At 59.8% G+C, this 18,448-nt stretch carries 19 protein-coding genes; 16 read left to right on the top strand and 3 right to left on the bottom strand.

Annotated features, from left to right (window positions below; all coding sequences use genetic code 11):
• Positions 1-46: 46 nt before the first annotated feature.
• From ACA056_RS00665 to ACA056_RS00695, 7 genes are all read left to right on the top strand, one after another.
• A complete protein-coding gene (locus ACA056_RS00665) occupies positions 47-1,399 on the top strand; it encodes a TolC family outer membrane protein (RefSeq protein WP_497269743.1) in 1,353 nt (450 codons plus the stop codon).
• A 42-nt stretch (positions 1,400-1,441) separates the two neighbouring features.
• Positions 1,442-3,598, top strand: coding sequence for a type I secretion system permease/ATPase (locus tag ACA056_RS00670; protein ID WP_497269745.1), 2,157 nt, complete (start codon positions 1,442-1,444; stop codon positions 3,596-3,598).
• Positions 3,588-4,955 (top strand): HlyD family type I secretion periplasmic adaptor subunit, encoded by a 1,368-nt coding sequence (locus ACA056_RS00675; RefSeq protein WP_497269747.1) that lies wholly within the window; start codon positions 3,588-3,590, stop codon positions 4,953-4,955. Before ACA056_RS00670 ends, ACA056_RS00675 begins: the two co-directional genes overlap by 11 nt.
• A gap of 301 nt (positions 4,956-5,256) precedes the next feature.
• Entirely contained in the window at positions 5,257-6,153 is an 897-nt protein-coding gene (locus ACA056_RS00680; protein ID WP_497269749.1) for a TauD/TfdA dioxygenase family protein, read from the top strand.
• Positions 6,154-6,171: 18 nt separating this feature from the next.
• Positions 6,172-7,197, top strand: a complete 1,026-nt coding sequence (locus ACA056_RS00685) for an ABC transporter substrate-binding protein (RefSeq protein WP_046047244.1) — start codon at positions 6,172-6,174, stop codon at positions 7,195-7,197.
• Positions 7,198-7,202: 5 nt separating this feature from the next.
• Positions 7,203-8,063, top strand: a complete 861-nt coding sequence (locus ACA056_RS00690; RefSeq protein WP_497269751.1) for an ABC transporter ATP-binding protein — start codon at positions 7,203-7,205, stop codon at positions 8,061-8,063.
• Between the two features lie 20 nt (positions 8,064-8,083).
• Positions 8,084-8,950 (top strand): ABC transporter permease, encoded by an 867-nt coding sequence (locus ACA056_RS00695; protein ID WP_497269753.1) that lies wholly within the window; start codon positions 8,084-8,086, stop codon positions 8,948-8,950.
• A 150-nt stretch (positions 8,951-9,100) separates the two neighbouring features.
• Here the strand turns inward: ACA056_RS00695 and ACA056_RS00700 are convergent, their stop codons facing one another.
• The 3 genes from ACA056_RS00700 to ACA056_RS00710 all read right to left on the bottom strand — a co-directional run bounded on the left by ACA056_RS00700 (position 9,101) and on the right by ACA056_RS00710 (position 11,102).
• Entirely contained in the window at positions 9,101-9,484 is a 384-nt protein-coding gene (locus ACA056_RS00700; RefSeq protein ID WP_497269755.1) for a DUF6124 family protein, read from the bottom strand.
• Positions 9,485-9,810: 326 nt separating this feature from the next.
• Positions 9,811-10,569 carry a slipin family protein gene (locus ACA056_RS00705; RefSeq protein ID WP_008148132.1) on the bottom strand — a complete coding sequence of 253 codons (759 nt, stop codon included), beginning with the start codon at positions 10,567-10,569 and terminating at the stop codon, positions 9,811-9,813.
• A 2-nt stretch (positions 10,570-10,571) separates the two neighbouring features.
• Positions 10,572-11,102, bottom strand: a complete 531-nt coding sequence (locus ACA056_RS00710; RefSeq protein ID WP_497269757.1) for an NfeD family protein — start codon at positions 11,100-11,102, stop codon at positions 10,572-10,574.
• Between the two features lie 198 nt (positions 11,103-11,300).
• On the opposite strand from ACA056_RS00710, the gene ACA056_RS00715 reads away from it, so the two are divergent.
• From ACA056_RS00715 to ACA056_RS00755, 9 genes are all read left to right on the top strand, one after another.
• Entirely contained in the window at positions 11,301-11,762 is a 462-nt protein-coding gene (locus ACA056_RS00715; protein ID WP_497269759.1) for an aminoacyl-tRNA deacylase, read from the top strand.
• A gap of 138 nt (positions 11,763-11,900) precedes the next feature.
• Positions 11,901-12,146 (top strand): DUF2789 domain-containing protein, encoded by a 246-nt coding sequence (locus ACA056_RS00720; protein ID WP_140680347.1) that lies wholly within the window; start codon positions 11,901-11,903, stop codon positions 12,144-12,146.
• A gap of 96 nt (positions 12,147-12,242) precedes the next feature.
• The gene (locus tag ACA056_RS00725) at positions 12,243-12,434 is read left to right on the top strand and encodes a type II toxin-antitoxin system Phd/YefM family antitoxin (protein WP_497269761.1); all 192 of its coding nucleotides are present in this window, start codon (positions 12,243-12,245) and stop codon (positions 12,432-12,434) included.
• A 139-nt stretch (positions 12,435-12,573) separates the two neighbouring features.
• A complete protein-coding gene (locus ACA056_RS00730; RefSeq protein ID WP_497269763.1) occupies positions 12,574-13,002 on the top strand; it encodes a MarR family winged helix-turn-helix transcriptional regulator in 429 nt (142 codons plus the stop codon).
• Positions 12,999-15,071 (top strand): FUSC family protein, encoded by a 2,073-nt coding sequence (locus ACA056_RS00735; protein ID WP_497269765.1) that lies wholly within the window; start codon positions 12,999-13,001, stop codon positions 15,069-15,071. Before ACA056_RS00730 ends, ACA056_RS00735 begins: the two co-directional genes overlap by 4 nt.
• Complete coding sequence (locus ACA056_RS00740) at positions 15,068-15,277, top strand: DUF1656 domain-containing protein (protein WP_497269767.1); 210 nt, start codon at positions 15,068-15,070, stop codon at positions 15,275-15,277. Before ACA056_RS00735 ends, ACA056_RS00740 begins: the two co-directional genes overlap by 4 nt.
• A complete protein-coding gene (locus ACA056_RS00745) occupies positions 15,274-16,161 on the top strand; it encodes an efflux RND transporter periplasmic adaptor subunit (RefSeq protein ID WP_497269769.1) in 888 nt (295 codons plus the stop codon). Before ACA056_RS00740 ends, ACA056_RS00745 begins: the two co-directional genes overlap by 4 nt.
• Positions 16,158-17,606 (top strand): efflux transporter outer membrane subunit, encoded by a 1,449-nt coding sequence (locus ACA056_RS00750; RefSeq protein WP_497269771.1) that lies wholly within the window; start codon positions 16,158-16,160, stop codon positions 17,604-17,606. The genes ACA056_RS00745 and ACA056_RS00750 overlap by 4 nt, the downstream gene beginning before the upstream one ends.
• A gap of 82 nt (positions 17,607-17,688) precedes the next feature.
• A complete protein-coding gene (locus tag ACA056_RS00755; RefSeq protein ID WP_415772618.1) occupies positions 17,689-18,327 on the top strand; it encodes an NADH:ubiquinone oxidoreductase subunit N in 639 nt (212 codons plus the stop codon).
• Positions 18,328-18,448 lie beyond the last annotated feature (121 nt).

Below are 18,448 nucleotides of genomic sequence, written 5' to 3' on the forward strand. Positions count from 1 at the left end.
ACGTTCTGCAGTGATTCAAGACAAGTAAATCCTGGAAACTCCAACCATGCGTTTGCATCTGCTCACGGCTTTACCCTTCGTCCTTGCCGCCAGTTTTGTTCAGGCGCAGTCCCTTCCGGAGGCCATGCAACAGGCACTGGATGTCCATCCGGAAATCCAGGCAGGCGTTAACAGTCGATTGGCCGCGGATTATCAGTTAAAGGCAGCAAAAGGGGGATACCTCCCGCGGGTCGATCTGCTGGGCGGTTATGGTCGCGAAGGCACTGACAACGTCACCACGCGTGCCGCCGGCAACAACAATCACTGGGAAACCCTGAATCGCAGCGAATCGACCGTGCGGTTGTCGCAAATGGTTTTTGACGGTTTTGCGACCTCCAGTGAAGTGGGGCGCCAACAAGCCACCGTTAATTCCCGCGCCTACTCCTTGCTGGGCACGTCCGAACGCACCGCGCTCACCGTCGCACAGGTGTACCTCGACGTACTGACCCGCCGTGAGTTCGTGCGCCTGGCGACCGACAACCTGAAGAGCCACGAACGGATTTTCGACCAGATCAAGTTGCGCACCCAGCGCGGCGTGGGCAGCGGCGCCGACCTTGATCAGGCAGAAGCGCGTATGGCCCAGGCCCGCAACAACCTGATCACCGAACAGACCAACCTGGCTGACGCCGAGACCAACTTCCTCAGCGCCGTTGGCCAGATGCCCGATCAGCTGGAGCGTCCTTCCGATTTCATGGCGCTGTTGCCGGCCAACCTGAATGAAGCCCGGGCGCAGATGCTGGAAAACAGCCCGATTCTGCGTTCCGCCGAATCCGACATCGCCGCGGCCGAGAAACAATACGCAGCCGCCAAGTCGACCTTCTACCCGCGTTTCGATGCCGAATTGGGGCGCACCGCCGACAACGATCTCGACGGCCAGAACGGTCACAGCAATGAATGGCAGGCCATGTTGCGTATGCGCTTCAATTTGTATGCGGGCGGCAGCAACAAGGCTGATCTGGAAGCCAAGTCCTACCTGTCCAACCAGGCACTGGATATTCGCAACAACGCCTTGCGCGTATTGAACGAAGATCTGGGCCTGGCCTGGAATGCCTTGAACAACGCCAATGCCCAAGTGCCGATCGCCCAGCAATATGTCGATCACAGCACCCGCGTGCGCACCGCCTATCAAAAGCAGTTCGGTCTCGGCGAGCGCACCTTGCTCGACCTGCTCGACAGTGAAAACGAGCTGTTCTCGGCTTCTCGTCGTCTGGCGGAGATCAAGAACATTCAGTTATTTACTCAGTACCGAATCAAGGCGACCATGGGCGAGTTGCTCAAGAGCCAGGGAGTGGTCGCACCGTTGGCATCCGTCGTGCAAAACGACGTGAAGCCCAAGGTTCAACTGCCCGGTATGAACTGAGCAGAACCTTCATTGTTCAATTGTTAGCCAAGAGTGCCGAGCGTGGAATCAGAAGTCAGTCGAGTTCAACTCATTCATGATCCACGCGCGCTGCACGACGATCCATTACTGGACGGCTTGCTGGCTCTTTGCACCCTGCATCAAAAACCGGCCAGCGCCGCGATGTTGACCACCGGCCTGCCGTTGCCCAAGCAGCGCCTGAGCGTTGAATTGCTGCCCCGCGCGGCCGCTCGCGCCGGCCTGCAAGGGCGGGTGCTGGTGCGCAAACTGGAACAGATCCCGGCGATTGCCATGCCGGCGCTGTTGCTGCTCAAGGATGGTCGCAGTGCCGTCCTGCTCGGTTGGCAAGGTGACGACCAGGCGCGCCTGCTGCTCAGCGAAAGCGATGGCGGCGAAAGTGTTGTCAGTCGCGAGCTGCTGGCCGATGACTACATCGGCAAAGTGTTCTTCGCTCAACCCCAGCACAAATTCGACGTCAATCACGGCACCCTGATCCCACGCGCGCGCTCGTGGTTCCGCGACACCCTCAAGCGTTCGCGCTGGCTGTACGCCGACGCCATCGCCGCCAGTTTCCTGATCAACATCATTGCCATGGCCGCGCCGCTGTTCGTGATGAACGTCTACGACCGCGTCGTGCCGAACCAGGCCGAATCGACCCTGTGGGTGCTGGCCATCGGCATCACTGGCGCTTATATGTTCGACCTGATCCTCAAGAGCCTGCGAAGCCTCTGTCTGGATCTGGCCGGCAAGAAAACCGACCTGATCATCTCGGCGACATTGTTCGAACGCATCGTCGGTATGTCCATGAAGTACCGTCCGGCCCGGGTCGGCAGCTTTGCGCAGAATATCCACGAGTTCCAGAGCCTGCGGGACTTCCTCGCTTCGCTGACCCTCACCAGTCTGATCGACCTGCCGTTCACGTTGCTGATCTTCATGGTCATCGCGATCCTTGGCGGGCACCTGGTGTGGATTCCGGTGCTGGCGTTTCCGATTGCCCTGCTGATCGGCTATGCCTTGCAGAAGCCGTTGGTGGCGACCATGGAACGGACCATGGCCCTGGGCGCCGAGCGTCAGTCGGGCCTTATCGAAACCCTCGCCGGCCTTGATGCGGTGAAGGTCAACAACGCCGAAAGCGAACGCCAGTATCAGTGGGAGCAGACCATCGGCACCCTCAGCCGCCTCGAATTGCGGGTGAAAATGCTCTCCGGTCTGGCGATGAACATCACCTTGCTGATCCAGCAATTGGCCGGGGTGATCATGATCGTCTTCGGGGTGTACCAGATCATCGACGGTCACCTGAGCATGGGCGGTTTGATCGCCTGCTACATGCTCAGCGGCCGCGCGCTCAGCCCGCTGGCCTCGCTGTCTGGCCTGCTGACGCGTTACCAGCAAGCGCGGGTGACCATGACCTCGGTCGATCAGATGATGGAGCTGCCGCAAGAGCGCAACTTCGAGGAACGTCCACTGAGCCGCAAGGTGCTGCAAGGCGCCATCGAATGCCGGCAGATGAACTTCACCTACCCGAACCAACAGAATGCGGCGCTGAAGAACATCAACCTGATCATCAAGCCTGGCGAGAAGATCGGCATCATCGGTCGCAGCGGCTCGGGTAAAAGCTCCCTGGCCAAACTGCTCGTAGGCCTCTACCAGCCGGACGACGGCGCCCTGTTGGTGGATGGCGTCGATATCCGTCAGATCGACGTCAGCGAATTGCGCCACAACATTGGCTACGTGGCCCAGGACATCCAGCTGCTGGCCGGGACTCTGCGCGACAACCTCGTGTCGGGCGCGCGCTATGTCGAAGACGAAATGGTGCTGCAAGCTGCCGAACTGGCCGGCGTCCACGAATTCGCCCGTCTGCACCCGCAGGGTTATGAGCTGCAAGTCGGCGAGCGCGGGCAGAACCTGTCTGGCGGTCAGCGCCAGAACGTTGCCCTGGCCCGTGCGTTGTTGCTCAACCCGCCGATCCTGCTGCTCGATGAGCCGACCAGCGCCATGGACAACACCGGCGAAGAACGCCTCAAGCAACGCCTCGCGGCGGTGGTTGAAAACAAAACCGTGGTGCTGGTGACGCACCGGGCTTCGCTGTTGTCGCTGGTGGATCGTCTGATCGTTATCGATCGCGGGCAGATTCTCGCCGACGGCCCGAAAGCCGCAGTGATGGAAGCGTTGAAGAAGGGGCAGATCAGTGTTGCTTAAGTCGGGTTTCAAGAATTCGATCGGCCGTTATTTCAAAGGCTCCGAGTCGCTGCATGGCCAGCCACTTCCCGAGGTCAACAAAGCGCTGATCGAGGACGCCCCACGCGTGGTGCGGCTGACCATCTGGGCGATCATCGGCTTCTTCGTGTTCCTGATGCTCTGGGCCAACTTCGCCGTGATCGACGAAGTCACCAAGGGCGACGGCAAGGCGATTCCGTCGTCCAAGATCCAGAAAATCCAGAACCTTGAGGGCGGCATCGTCTCCGAGTTGTTCGTGACCGAAGGGCAGATCGTCGAGGCCGGCGCACCGCTGATTCGCCTGGACGACACGCGATTCGCCTCCAACGTCGGCGAAACCGAGGCCGATCGGCTCTCGATGCTGCTGCGTGTGGAGCGCTTGAGTGCCGAGGTCGATGACCGTGCGCTGAACTTCCCCGCCGATGTGCTCAAGGCTGTTCCCACTCAGGCGGCCAGTGAAGAGTCGCTGTACATCAGCCGTCGTCAGCAACTGTACGATGAAATCGGTGGCTTGAAGGAGCAGTTGATCCAGCGTCAACAAGAGCTGCGCGAGTTCACCTCCAAACAGTCTCAGTATCGCAATGCGTTGTCGCTGCAGCGTCAGGAAATCAACATGTCCGAGCCGTTGGTGGCTCAGGGCGCGGTATCGCCAGTGGAAGTTTTGCGACTCAAGCGTGCCGAGGTCGAAACTCGCGGGCAGCTGGATGCCACTACCTTGGCGATCCCACGTGCCGAATCGGCGATCAAGGAAGTACAACGCAAGATCGACGAGACTCGCGGCAAATTCCGCAGCGAAGCACTGACTCAACTCAATGAAGCACGCACTGATCTGAACAAGGCCCAGGCCACCGGCAAGGCGCTGGAAGACCGGGTCAGCCGGACGCTGGTGACATCGCCGGTGCGCGGCATCGTCAACAAGTTGCTGGTCAATACCATTGGCGGCGTGATCCAGCCGGGTAGCGACCTGGTGGAAATCGTGCCACTGGACGACACCTTGCTGGTGGAAGCGAAGATTCGCCCGCAAGACATTGCCTTCCTGCATCCGGGGCAAGAGGCTACGGTGAAGTTCACGGCTTACGACTACACCATTTATGGTGGGCTGAAGGCCAGGCTTGAACAGATCGGTGCTGACACCATTACCGATGAAGACAAAAAAACCACTTACTACATCATCAAACTGCGCACTGATCGCAGTCACCTGGGGACGGATGAAAAGCCGTTGCTGATCATCCCGGGGATGGTGGCGTCGGTGGACATCATCACGGGCAAGAAGACTGTTCTCAGTTACCTGCTCAAGCCGATCATTCGCGCGCGGGCCGAGGCGTTGCACGAGCGGTAGTTCTCGGCTGGGGCTGATGCCCCTATCGCGAGCAGGCTCGCTCCCACAGGGTTTTGTGATCGACACATAACCCTGTGGGAGCGAGCCTGCTCGCGATGGCGGCCTTGAGACCGGCAAAAATCAAAAGCCATATCGTTATTCGCTAACGGTATTTAAATTTCAGTTCTTATATCTATAAAGTCATTCTCCTGCGTACCTGCCGACCAATCGGCGCGCCGCACGACACGAACCAACACGGGACCTCCGTGAGTTTCTTGATCGACGCGCGCGCCCTTGAGCGTGCCGTGCGTGGGAGTGATTTATGTCTGCAGCAACGGCTTTCCCAAGCGCCGCGAACATCGCGCCGCAAACCTTCGACATCCGCCCGTTCAGTGGCGCTGTCGGTGCCGAAATCATCGGCCTCGACCTGTCCCGCCCGATCAAAGATCAGGACTTCGCCCGCATCCACCGCGCGCACCTGGATCATCACGTCGTGGTGTTCCGCGACCAGCGCATTACCCCCGAGCAGCAAATTGCTTTCAGCCGCCGTTTCGGCGTGTTGCAGATCCATGTGCTCAAGCAGTTCCTGCTGGCCGGTCACCCGGAAATCCTTATCGTTTCCAACATCATCGACAACGGCCAATCCATCGGCCTCGGTGACGCCGGCAAATTCTGGCACTCCGACCTGTCCTATAAAGAACTGCCAAGCCTTGGGTCGATGCTGCACGCCCAGGAATTGCCGTCCGAAGGTGGTGACACGTTGTTCGCCGACATGCATAAAGCCTGGGACAACCTGCCCGACGCACTGCGCAAAGCGGTCGAAGGCCGCTTGGCGGCGCACTCCTACACCGCGCGCTACAGCGAGACCAAATTCGAAGGCAACTGGCGTCCGACGCTGACGCCCGAGCAACTCGCTCAGGTCGCTGAAGTGGTCCACCCGATTGTTCGTACCCACCCGGAAAACGGTCGCAAAGCGTTGTTCGTCAGTGAGGGTTTCACCACGCGCATCGTTGGTTTACCGGAGGACGAGAGCAAGCAACTGCTCGACGAGCTCTACGCCCACAGCGTGCTGCCGCAAAACATCTACCGCCATCAATGGCAGGCCCACGACCTGGTGTTCTGGGACAACCGTTCGCTGATTCATCTCGCCGCCGGATGCCCGAGCTACCTGCGCCGCAAGTTGTATCGCACCACCATCCAGGGCGACGCGCCTTTCTGAATTGTCGGAGAAATTCTCATGTCCAAACGTCTTCCATTTGCACCGCTGGCCGCGGCCATCGGCCTGGGTTTCAGCCTGATCGCCGGCAGCCTGGTGGCGCCGACCGTGGCCCACGCTGAAGGTGAAATCCGCATCGCCGAGCAGTTCGGCATCGTTTATCTGTTGCTCAATGTGGTGCGCGATCAAAACCTGATCGAGAAGTACGGCAAGCAGGAAGGCATCGACATCAAGGTCGACTGGACCCAGCTCTCCGGCGGTGCGGCGGTCAACGATGCGTTGCTCTCCGGTTCGATTGATATCGCCGGTGCGGGTGTCGGTCCGCTGCTGACCATCTGGGACCGCACCCACGGCAAGCAGAACGTCAAAGCCGTCGCCTCCCTCGGCAACTTCCCGTACTACCTGGTGAGCAATAATCCAAAGGTCAAAACCATCGCCGACTTCACCGAGAAGGACCGCATCGCGGTGCCGGCGGTCGGGGTGTCGGTGCAGTCGCGCATCCTGCAATACGCAGCCGCCAAGCAGTGGGGCGACAAGGAATTCAATCGCCTCGACAAGTACACCATCGCCGTTCCGCACCCCGACGCCACGGCGGCGCTGATTGCCGGCGGCACCGAGTTGACCGGGCACTTTTCCAACCCGCCGTTCCAGGATCAAGAGCTGGCCAACCCTAACGTCCACGTTGTGCTGAATTCCAACGATGTGCTCGGCCCGAACTCGCCGACGGTGTTGTTCGCCACCGAGAAATTCCGCGACGAGAACCCGAAAACCTATAAGGCGTTTGTCCAGGCACTGACTGAGGCGGCCGAGTTTGCCCAGAACGATAAAGGCGCGGCGGCGGACACGTACATCCGCGTCACCAAGGCCAAAATCGACCGTGCCGCGCTGCTGAAAATCATCGATAACCCGCAGTTCGAATTCAGCGTCACGCCGAAAAATACTTACCCGCTGGCCGAGTTCCTCTACCGCGTCGGCGCGATCAAAAACAAACCGGACTCGTGGAAGGACTACTTCTTCCAGGACGCCAAACCGCTGCAAGGGAGCTGACCGACATGAACGCCCCTTTGCAAGGCCACACGGTCAGCAAACCGATCGCGGCAGCCCAAGCGCTGCTGTCGGTCGACAACGTCAGCCTCGAATACCGCACGCCTCAGCGGGTGGTTCGAGCGACCCATCAGGTCAGTTTTGAAATCGATCCGGCGGACCGCTTTGTGCTGCTCGGTCCGTCCGGTTGTGGCAAATCAACGTTGCTCAAAGCTGTCGCCGGGTTCATTCAGCCCTGTGAAGGCGAGATTCGTCTTCAGGGGCAAACCGTCAATGCCCCGGGGCCGGACCGGATCGTGGTGTTCCAGGAATTCGATCAACTGCCGCCGTGGAAAACCGTCAAACAGAACGTGATGTTTCCGCTGCTTGCCTCGAAAACCCTCAAGCGAAAAGAGGCCGAGGAGCGAGCGTTGCACTACCTGGACAAGGTTGGTCTGGCGGCGTTTGCCGATGCCTACCCGCACACTTTGTCCGGCGGCATGAAAGCGCGTGTGGCGATTGCTCGTGCGCTGGCCATGCAGCCGAAGATTCTCTTGATGGACGAACCCTTCGCCGCCCTCGATGCGTTGACCCGCCGCAAGATGCAGGAAGAATTGCTGCTGCTCTGGGAAGAGGTGCGTTTCACACTCCTGTTCGTCACGCACTCCATCGAAGAAGCGTTGGTGGTGGGCAATCGAATCCTGCTGCTGTCGCCGCATCCGGGGCGGGTGCGTGCGGAAGTCCACAGTCATCAATACGACTTGCACAGCCTCGGCGGCGTGGCCTTTCAGGAGTCGGCGCGGCGCATTCATCGGTTGTTGTTCGATGAAGGTCAGTCCCCGGAAACCGAGCGTGAGCTGGATTTCTCCGACATCCGCATTGCTTATTGAGCCATTGAGAGGAGTGCCCGATGAGCCTTTTATCATCCCCGCGTGAAGAATTTGAAACGGTGTTGCAGCCGCTGACGAGCGTGCCGCTGGAACGTGAACTGCCACTGGGTCAGCGCCTGTGGCAACAAGGCTGGTTACGCAAAAGCCTGATCCTGATTTTGCTCGCGGTCCTGTGGGAGGTGGTTGCCCGCGTTCAGAACAACGACCTGCTGCTGCCGAGTTTTCTGCAAACCGGGAGCGCGCTGTACGACGGTTTGCTCAGTGGCGAGTTGCTGGGCAAAGTCTGGATTTCGCTGGTGGTGTTGCTCAAGGGCTACTTGATCGGCATCGTCCTGGCGTTTGCCTTGACGACCCTGGCGGTGTCGACGCAGTTCGGGCGCGATCTGCTGAGCACCTTGACCTCGATGTTCAACCCGCTGCCGGCGATTGCGTTGTTGCCGTTGGCGTTGCTGTGGTTCGGCCTGGGGCAGAACAGTCTGATTTTCGTGTTGGTGCATTCGGTGCTCTGGGCGCTGGCCTTGAACACCTATGCCGGGTTCCTCGGTGTCTCGGAAACCCTGCGCATGGCCGGGCGCAATTACGGCCTCAAAGGCATGCGTTTCGTGCTGTTCATCCTGATTCCGGCAGCACTGCCGTCGATTCTCGCGGGGCTGAAAATCGGCTGGGCTTTTGCCTGGCGCACGCTGATCGCCGCTGAATTGGTGTTCGGCGCCACCAGCGGCAAGGGCGGCTTGGGCTGGTACATCTTCCAGAACCGTAATGAGCTGTACACCGACAAGGTGTTTGCCGGGTTGGCGGTGGTGATTTTGATTGGGTTGCTGGTGGAAAACCTGGTGTTTGATTCGTTGGAGCGGGTGACGGTGAAGCGCTGGGGGATGCAGCGCTAATTTTTGCGGTGCCTGGCCTGGCCCCATCGCGAGCAAGCTCGCTCCCACAGTTGATCTTCAGTGAACACAAATTATGTATACGACGGAGATCCAATGTGGGAGCGAGCCTGCTCGCGATGGCGGCGGTCAATTCACCGCCAATCTACCCTGCTAAACCTTGGTCTGAGCCTGCTTTACCTGCATCGCCTCCCAATGATCCATCGCCCGCTCAACCAGCAACTGCACGCCATCGGCCATGCGGCTGAGCGCCAGGGCTACCGAGCGCCGTGTCCCGTCCACATCGTCCGCCAGATTGGCAGCGATGACGCTGATGGAGAGCAGGTCTTCGGAGGCATTGGCCAGAAGGGCTTCGGTGTCGATGTCGGGGGAGACGGTAAAGAGATGGCCTTTGCGGCGTTTGGCTGGTTTTCCGTCAGCCGGGGGGAAGTAGTGGGCGAAGGCGCGGTCAGCGGCTTCTTTAAGTTTTTCAGCTTCGAGAGAATCTTCGGAATCGGTTCCAGAGTTCTCTGGAGGATTCGGAGTTACCTTAATCATATGAAATACCCTAAACAGTAAGTGTGAGCCGTCACCGTTCACTTGCACGCGAATTGGGGTGGCGGCCGAGCGCAGGTGTGCAAGACCGGGACTGTTTAGGACACCCAGCAGATCCGAGGATCTCCTGCGCGCAGCCGCCATTAAGCAATGAGCCATGGCAATTGCGACCTAAACAGTTTCGTCGGACTTGCACGTCCGTGTCACCGTTTATTCAGTGACAAGGCCAGACTAGACCCGGGTTTGGGCCGGAACAAGTTCACCAACGCCGCTACAACTTGAAGGAAATCTCCGACGCGGTTACCGGACGTTGGTGTCTGTAGGAAAGGTCAGGATTTGGACGACAAATCCGCCATCCCCTTGAGCAACTCGATCGGCAGCGGAAAGACAATCGTCGAACTCTTGTCCCCGGCAATCGAACTCAATGTCTGCATATACCGCAACTGCATCGCCCCAGGCTGGCGCCCCAACATCTCGGCGGCCTGCATGAGTTTTTCCGAGGCCTGCAATTCGCCTTCGGCGTGAATCACCTTGGCTCGGCGTTCCCGCTCCGCTTCGGCCTGTTTAGCGATGGCGCGGATCATCGATTCGTTGAGGTCCACGTGCTTGATCTCGACGTTGGCGACCTTGATGCCCCAGGCATCGGTCTGGGCGTCGAGCACTTGCTGGATGTCGATGTTCAACCGCTCACGTTCGGCCAGCAGTTCATCAAGTTCATGTTTACCGAGCACTGCCCGCAACGTGGTCTGGGCCAATTGGCTGGTGGCCATGAGAAAGTCTTCGACCTGGATGATCGCTTTCTGCGGATCGAGTACGCGGAAATACAGCACCGCGTTGACCTTGACCGAAACGTTGTCGCGGGTGATCACGTCTTGTGGCGGCACGTCGAGGACCACGGTACGCAAGTCGACGCGAACCATTTGCTGGACCACCGGAATCAGCAGGATCAGGCCAGGGCCTTTGACCTGCCAGAAGCGGCCGAGCTGGAACACTACCCCGCGCTCGTATTCGCGCAGGATGCGGAAGGTCGACCCCGCCAGTGCAATCACCAGTAACAGCAGCGCGGCAAAACCCAGTTGCAGGCCCATGGTTATTCTCCACCCGGCGCCGCGTCAGCCGCGGCCACTTCCAGCAATAATCCCTTGCGTGCCACCACCCGGACCCTTTGCCCGGGTTGCAGCGGCGTGGCGCTGAGCACTTGCCACTTTTCTCCTTGCAAGTGCACCCAACCGTTGTAGGCATTGCCGGCCAGCGACATCACCGGGGCCACGCTGCCCACCAGTCCTGCATCGCCACTGACGTTTTCGCGCGGTCGGGTTTTCAGGGCGTGGATCAGCAGGAAGATCAGCAGCAAGGCACTGATCAGTCCCAGGCCGATCATCAACGGAACCGGCACCTCGGTGTTGGTCAGAATCACCGCGCCGATCACGAACATCACAATGCCGCCAAGTCCGATCACGCCGTAATTGGGCAAGGCCGCCTCGGCAATCAGAAACGCGATGCCGAACGTGATCAGCCAGATCCCGATGGGGTTGGGCACCAGCAGGACGACGGTGTCCGCCGCGAATACCGATCCGCTCAAGGCCAACAGCAGCGCAACTGCACAACAACGAGTGTTCACGTGACCCTCCGGGAGAGTCATTGATGGTTCTTTATACAGTCTAGCTGAGCGCTCAATTGTACGAATTTTGATCAGTTGCTGACGTTGCTCCGGCGGGCAGATTTCCCGCGCGATTGCGCCAGCGGGCCTAGACTTTTAGTGGAGAGAAAAGGTTTAACCATCGTCCGCGAACCGTTGTTGCGGACACCGAGGTGCATCATGCGTATGGCAAGAACCCTGCAGGACAGCCTGACCAAGGCTCAATGCGAATTTGACGTCGTCACCCATCCGCACTCGGCCAGCAGCCTTGAAACGGCGCGGGTCGCGGGCATTCCTGCGGAACGGGTGGCCAAATCGGTGATCCTCGACGACCACCACGGCCATTTCCTGATGGCTGTGTTGCCAGCGAGCCGTCACCTGGACCTGAGCAAAGTACGCGGCAGCGGCGAATGGCAAATCACCCGGGAAAGCACCCTGGCGCATCTGTTCGAAGACTGCGAACGTGGCGCCGTGCCCGCATTGGGTGAATCCTATGGACTGAACATGGTCATCGACCCACTGCTGACCCGGCAAAAAGACATCTACCTGGAGGCGGGTAACCACAACAATCTGCTGCACATGAGCATGCCGGAATTTCTGAAAATGGTGCCGCATGCTGAAGTTTGCGAGTTGAGTCAGTAGTTTTTGCGGCGTCGGTTACATCGCCATCGCGAGCAGGCTCGCTCCCACAGTTGAGCGCTATTCCATGTGGGAGCGAGCCTGCTCGCGATTGACTGCGCAGCAGTCACCCAATCATTTGCCATGAAAAAGGAGCTCGACATGGAATCCCCAACCCACAGCCTCCCCTCCCTGTTCAAACAACTCGGCCTGCCTGATGACGCCGAAAGCATCGATAAATTCATCGCCACCCACTCACCGCTCAAGCCTGAATTGCATTTGGCTGATGCGTTTTTCTGGAGCGAGAGCCAGGCGGAGCTTCTGCGTGACGAAATTCTGGATGACGCGGATTGGGCTGAGGTGGTGGATCAGTTGGATGTGCTGTTGCGGAAAGGGCGGGGGGTGTAAAAATCTGAGCGCAAAACCTTGTCACAGCTTTTCTGTAAGGTATTACCTGAGCTGAAGTAGCTTTCATGGCGTTGAGTCCGACTATGAGACCGAGTCATGCAACGTGTTTTGGCAGAAAGAGTCATCAGCATCTCTGAGCTCGCGAAAAACCTAGGAGCTACAGTACGCGAAGCGCAAGCCGGGCCTATTGCTGTGCTGGAAAACAATAAGATCAAGGCATATCTGGTTTCGGCAGATCTTTATGCAGCGATGCTGGTGCGTCTAGGCGATTTCAATATGGCGTCCTGATGGATCGTAAAAAAAGCTGTCCGTCCGCCTGAGAATTGTTTCAAAACTTGACCGACTTTCCCCTCAAATGCCATATTGATAGTTAGCAAACTAACAGTGTGTATTTCCCCTCGTGCCGAAGAACCTCGACGCTCTCCAGATGAACATCAGCAGCTCCATGGTGGTGGCCGCCAGGCATTGGCGGAAGATCTGCCAGACCACGCTGGTCAACTATGGAATCTCCGAAGCCTGCGCCGTCCCGTTGTTGATGATCGGGCGTTTGGGTGAGGGTGTGCGGCAGGTGACGGTGGCGCAGGCGGCCGGGATGGAGAGCCCGTCCCTGGTGCGCCTGCTGGATCAGTTGTGTCATGCCGGCTACGTCTGCCGTACCGAAGACGCCCATGACCGGCGCGCCAAATGCCTGAGCCTGACCGAGACGGGCCGTGAGTTGGTGCAAGCCGTCGAAATCGAGCTGGTGCGCTTGCGCCATGAAGTGCTCGAAGGGATCGATCAGAGTGATCTGGAAGCGGCGTTACGGGTTCTGAGAGCTTTTGAGTCGGCCAATCATCTGCCGGTGCTCAACCCTTGAGCGGATTTTTTACCGGCCTGCCCCCGGCGCGGGACTGGTTCTACGGAGTGCGAACGTTCGCGGCGTCGATGATCGCGTTGTACATCGCCATGCTCATGCAAATGCCCCGGCCTTATTGGGCGATGGCCACGGTCTACATCGTTTCCAGTCCGTTTGTCGGCCCTACCAGTTCCAAGGCTCTGTACCGCGCAGTCGGCACCCTTCTCGGTGCCGCCGCCGCGGTTTTTTTCGTGCCGATGTTTGTCCAGAGCCCCTATGTGCTGGTGGTGGTCATCGCGCTGTGGACCGGGATTCTGCTGTTTCTGTCGCTGCACCTGCGCACGGCCAACAGTTACGCCCTGATGCTCGCCGGTTACACCTTGCCGCTGATCGCTCTGCCGGTGGTGGATAACCCGTTGGGGGTGTGGGACGTGGCCGAAGCGCGGACGGAAGAAATCTTCCTCGGTATCGCCGTGGCGGCGGTGGTCGGCGCCATGTTCTGGCCTCGGCGGCTGGCGCCGGTGTTCAACGATTCGGTGAACAAATGGTTTGCCGATGCCTCGACTTACAGCCTGCGTTTCCTCAGCCGCAACGTGCAGCCGGACGAAGTGAGCGCGCTGCGCTCCTCGATGGTCGCGACCTTCAACACGCTGGAATTGATGATCGGCCAGCTCCCCCACGAAGGCGCGCGGCCGCAAACGGTGCGCAACACCAAGGAACTGCGCGGCCGCATGATTCACCTGCTGCCTGTGATCGACGCCCTCGACGACGCGCTCTATGCCCTTGAGCGGCGCACGCCCGAGCTTGTGGATAAGTTCGCGCCGCTGCTGGCCGCGACCACCGAATGGCTCGACCACAAAGACGCTGACCTCGAGCGCTGGCAAGCGCTGAAAGATCAACTCGAAGCGCTGCAACCGTCCGCCGAAGCGTTGGATGATCGCAAGCAGCTGCTGTTCTCAAATGCCCTGTATCGCCTCGGCGAGTGGATTGATGTGTGGCAGGACTGCCGCAGCCTGCAGTACGCCATCCAGTGCGAAAGCCAGGACAGTTGGCGCGCGGTCTATCGGCACTGGCGGCTCGGTCGGCTGTCGCCGTTTCTCGACCGTGGGCTGATGCTCTATTCGGCGGCGTCCACGGTCACCGCGATCATTGTCGCGTCGGTACTGTGGATTCTGCTCGGCTGGACCGACGGCGGTGCCGCGGTGATTCTGGCGGCGGTGGCGTGCAGCTTTTTCGCTTCGATGGACGACCCGGCGCCGCAGATCTTCCGATTCTTTTTCTGGACGGCAATGTCGGTATTGTTCGCCAGTCTTTATCTGTTTCTGGTCCTGCCCAACCTGCATGACTTCCCGATGCTGGTGCTGGCGTTTGCCGTGCCGTTCATTTGCATCGGCACCCTGACGGTAAAGCCGCAGTTCTATCTGGGCATGCTGCTGACCCTCGTCAACACGTCATCCTTCATCAGCATTCAGGGCGCCTACGACGCGGATTTCCTCAGCTTCGCCAACTCTAACCTGGCCGGTCCCGTGGGCTTGTTGTTCGCCTTCGTCTGGACCCTGATCGCCCGGCCGTTCGGCGCCGAACTGGCGGCCAAGCGCCTGACCCGTTTCAGCTGGCGCGACATCGTCAGCCTGACTGAGCCGGCCACGTTGTCTGAGCACCGGCACTTGGGCGTGCAGATGCTCGATCGCCTGATGCAGCATTTGCCGCGCCTGGCCATGACCGGCCAGGACACCGGCATCGCCCTGCGGGAAGTGCGTGTGGCGCTGAACCTGCTGGATTTACTCGCCTACACACCGCGAGTGCTCGGCGTACCGCAAGTGCTGCTGCACCAGGTGGTGGCCGAGGTCGGCGAGTATTTCAAGGCCTGCCTCAAGGCTGGCGAACGTTTGCCGGCGCCGAGTCCGTTGCTGATGACCCTGGACCGCACCCGCCGTGCCCTCAACACGGAGTGCGATGAAGGTGCGCGTCTGCATCTGCTGCATGCCTTGAGCGGCCTGCGTCTGTCGCTGCTGCCAGGAGTTGAATTCGTCGGCACTGGCGAGCTCGAAGAACCGCTTCCCCATGGCATCGATGGAGCGCCTTTATGATCGGTGATCTGGATATCAGCGGGGTTTTTCTGCCCACGCTGCTGGTGCTGATGGGCATTACGTACGTGTTGTTCCTGCTGGTGCACGGGTTGCTGACGCGTCTGCACTTTTACCGTCTGGTCTGGCACCGGGCATTGTTTAACGTAGCTCTCTACGCTGTGCTGCTCGGCGCCGTGGACTCACTCAGTCGATACCTGATGATATGAAAAAACCTTTTTTGACCATCGGTCGCGTGGTGTTGACCCTGCTGATCGTGACCTTCGCCGTTGTCGTGGTCTGGCGCATGGTGATGTATTACATGTTCGCGCCCTGGACCCGGGACGGCCACATCCGTGCCGACATCGTGCAGATCGCGCCGGACGTGTCCGGGTTGATCCAGCGAGTCGACGTGCGCGACAACCAATTAGTCAAACGTGGCCAGGTGCTGTTCAGCATTGATCAGGACCGTTTCAAACTGGCCCTGCGTCAGGCCAAGGCGGCGGTCGCCGACCGGCAGGAAACCCTGGCGCAGGCGCAACGCGAAGCCAAGCGTAACCGCGGCCTCGGCAATCTGGTGCCGGGTGAGCAACTGGAAGAGAGCCAGTCCCGGGTGGCCCGCGCCGAAGTGGCGCTGATGGAAGCCCAGGTGGCGGTGGACAGCGCCCAGCTCAACCTCGATCGCTCGACCATTCGCAGCCCGGTGGATGGCTACGTCAACGACCGTGCACCGCGCAACCAGGAATTCGTTACCGCCGGGCGTCCGGTGTTGTCGGTGGTGGACAGCAATTCGTTCCACATCGACGGTTATTTCGAAGAAACCAAGCTGAACGGCATTCATGTCGGCCAGAGCGTCGATATTCGGGTGATCGGCGACCGGGCTCGCCTGCGCGGGCATGTGGAAAGCATCGTCGCCGGCATCGAAGACCGCGACCGCAGCAGCGGTAGTAACCTGCTGCCCAACGTCAACCCGGCGTTCAGTTGGGTGCGGCTGGCCCAACGGATTCCGGTGCGGATCGCTTTCGATGACGTGCCGACGGATTTCCGCATGATCGCCGGGCGTACCGCCACGGTATCGATCATTGACGATCAAACCCAGGAGCCGGCGAAATGAGCAGGGCCTCGGGTTTGGCTATCGCCGGGTTAGGCCTGTTGCTGTCGGCCTGTCAGGTGGTCGGGCCGGACTATCACTTGCCGGACGAGGCCGCCGTACACCGTGAAGACTTGCAGGGCGAATTGGCGGTGAACGGCAAAAATGTCGTCTCGGCACCGGTGCCCAGCGATTGGTGGCGCTTGTATCAGGATCCGCGCCTCGATCAATTGGTCCAGCAGGCCATGGCCTCCAACACTGATTTACGCGTGGCGGAGGCGAACCTTTCCCGAGCGCGCGCGCAGGTCGATGAAGCTCAAGCGGCAGGTGGCTGGAGCGGCGGGGTGAAGATGGGCGCCCAGCGTTTGCAGGAGTCCGGCGAAGCATTCCTGCTGCCGGAGAAAGTGCCGGTGGCCAACGTCGGCGACATTGGCATTACCACCTCGTATCAGTTCGACCTGTTTGGCACCTTGCAGCGCGGCATCGAAGCGGCCAAGGCCAATGCCGATGCGACTCAAGCCGCAGCCGATACCGCACGAATCACGCTGGTGGCCGACGTCGTTCGGGCCTACACCCAAGTCTGCGCAGCCAACGAAGAGCAGGAAATCGCCCAGCACTCCCTTGACTTGCAAGCCCAGAGCACCACGCTGATCCAGCGTCTGCGTGACGCCGGGCGCGGTGATGAAACCCAGGTCACCCGCTCGCAAACCCAATTCAAATCCTTGCGCGCCGACATGCCGCGTTATGAGGCGGCGCGTCAGGCCGGATTGTTCCGGTTGTCGATGCTGCTGGCCAAACCTGTCGACCAATTGCCGCCAGGCACCAGCGACTGCGCGGAACTGCCGAAAATAGCGCAATTGTTGCCGGTCGGTGACGGCGCGACGTTGCTCAAGCGCCGTCCCGATGTGCGGCAGGCCGAGCGACGATTGGCTGCCGCGACCGCTGGCGTCGGCATCGCCACCGGCGAGTTGTACCCGGACATCAGCATCGGCGCGACCGTGGGTACCGTCGGCATCCTGGAAAACCTCGGCAAACCGGCGACCAATCGCTGGGGCTTCGGGCCGTTGCTGACCTGGACGGTGCCGTCCAACGGCTCCCGGGCGCGAATCCGCGAGGCCGAAGCAACGACCCAAGGCGCGCTGGCGCATTTCGATGGCGTGGTGCTCAACGCCATCCGCGAAACCCAAACCGGCCTGGCGCAGTACTCCGCGTTGCTGCAACGTCGCGACGCGCTGGCCGACGCCGAGCAATCAGCGCAACTGGCGGCAGACCAGACTCACCGCTTCTTCCAGGCCGGCCGCGCATCGTTCCTGGCAGACTTGCAAGCGACCCGCACCTACACCGACGTGCGGGCGCAACTGGCTTCCGCCAGCACGCAGGTTGCCATGAGCCAGATCGATTTGTTCCTGGCATTGGGTGGCGGCTGGGAAAGCGGACGAACGCAAGGCACTAACTCCGGCAAACCCTGAGGCCGTTGCTATGCTTTGATTTGATGAGGTCGCGCGTCGAACTCATCAATCAAGGCTCGCGTTGGTCATGGGGATTCCAATAATGAAAAACCCTTATGCTCCCGGCTTCTGGTGCGCTATAGCGGCATTGGTGTTGCTGTCGGCCACCTATTTCTACGGCATCATGCTGGCCCACCAGATCGACAAGGCGCTGGTGTTCCTCGACAGCGCCGCGGCATTGATTGCCGTGATGGCAATCGTGGTGGTGGCCTGGGCTTCGGTCCAGGGTCAGCGCATCAAAAAAAGACAGCTCGAACAAGGCAAGACCCTGGTGCTGATCTGGGACACCAAGGTCGCGCTGCGCCGTGTCGAAACGGTGTTCGATCGGTATTTTTGGGGCAGTTATTGGCAACCGGGGCGAACGTTCCAGGAAGTCATGGGCGAACTCACCGGCACGCCGCTGGAAAAAAGCCTCGAAACCCTGAAAAAACAATGCCAGGCGCTGGACAAGCAAGTGTCCGAGGAAGGCTGGCACTGGCTCAATAACGCCAGGGAACTCTCCGATGTCGCCACCGCCATGGCCCGCGAACGTTATCAACTGGACTTCTGCGATCCGCGCTCGGAATCCCCAAGCGGCACGGCGGTGATCAATCGCGACTTCGAAGTGCTGGTCTATACATGGACCGCACGGCTCAAGAGCTTTGATCATCAGCTTGATGAAATTGAAACGCAGTATTCCTGAATTGATGTTGCCTGTACTGACGCCATCGCGAGCAAGCTCGCTCCCACAGGTTTAGCGCAACTCCTGTGGGAGCGAGCTTGCTCGCGATGGCGATTTCATATCCGCCGAAACTCTCAACCCC

This window comes from Pseudomonas sp. LBUM1666 (genome assembly GCF_059695775.1).

Excerpts from the sequence above, each read along its gene's own strand:
- ACA056_RS00725 (WP_497269761.1), top strand. The coding sequence starts at position 12,243 with ATGCAACGTGTTTTGGCAGAAAGAGTCATCAGCATCTCTGAGCTCGCG.
- ACA056_RS00740 (WP_497269767.1), top strand. The coding sequence starts at position 15,068 with ATGATCGGTGATCTGGATATCAGCGGGGTTTTTCTGCCCACGCTGCTG.
- ACA056_RS00680 (WP_497269749.1), top strand. The coding sequence starts at position 5,257 with ATGTCTGCAGCAACGGCTTTCCCAAGCGCCGCGAACATCGCGCCGCAA.
- ACA056_RS00700 (WP_497269755.1), bottom strand. The coding sequence starts at position 9,484 with ATGATTAAGGTAACTCCGAATCCTCCAGAGAACTCTGGAACCGATTCC.
- ACA056_RS00705 (WP_008148132.1), bottom strand. The coding sequence starts at position 10,569 with ATGGGCCTGCAACTGGGTTTTGCCGCGCTGCTGTTACTGGTGATTGCA.
- ACA056_RS00715 (WP_497269759.1), top strand. The coding sequence starts at position 11,301 with ATGCGTATGGCAAGAACCCTGCAGGACAGCCTGACCAAGGCTCAATGC.
- ACA056_RS00685 (WP_046047244.1), top strand. The coding sequence starts at position 6,172 with ATGTCCAAACGTCTTCCATTTGCACCGCTGGCCGCGGCCATCGGCCTG.
- ACA056_RS00665 (WP_497269743.1), top strand. The coding sequence starts at position 47 with ATGCGTTTGCATCTGCTCACGGCTTTACCCTTCGTCCTTGCCGCCAGT.
- ACA056_RS00730 (WP_497269763.1), top strand. The coding sequence starts at position 12,574 with ATGAACATCAGCAGCTCCATGGTGGTGGCCGCCAGGCATTGGCGGAAG.
- ACA056_RS00695 (WP_497269753.1), top strand. The coding sequence starts at position 8,084 with ATGAGCCTTTTATCATCCCCGCGTGAAGAATTTGAAACGGTGTTGCAG.
- ACA056_RS00755 (WP_415772618.1), top strand. The coding sequence starts at position 17,689 with ATGAAAAACCCTTATGCTCCCGGCTTCTGGTGCGCTATAGCGGCATTG.
- ACA056_RS00720 (WP_140680347.1), top strand. The coding sequence starts at position 11,901 with ATGGAATCCCCAACCCACAGCCTCCCCTCCCTGTTCAAACAACTCGGC.
- ACA056_RS00690 (WP_497269751.1), top strand. The coding sequence starts at position 7,203 with ATGAACGCCCCTTTGCAAGGCCACACGGTCAGCAAACCGATCGCGGCA.
- ACA056_RS00745 (WP_497269769.1), top strand. The coding sequence starts at position 15,274 with ATGAAAAAACCTTTTTTGACCATCGGTCGCGTGGTGTTGACCCTGCTG.
- ACA056_RS00750 (WP_497269771.1), top strand. The coding sequence starts at position 16,158 with ATGAGCAGGGCCTCGGGTTTGGCTATCGCCGGGTTAGGCCTGTTGCTG.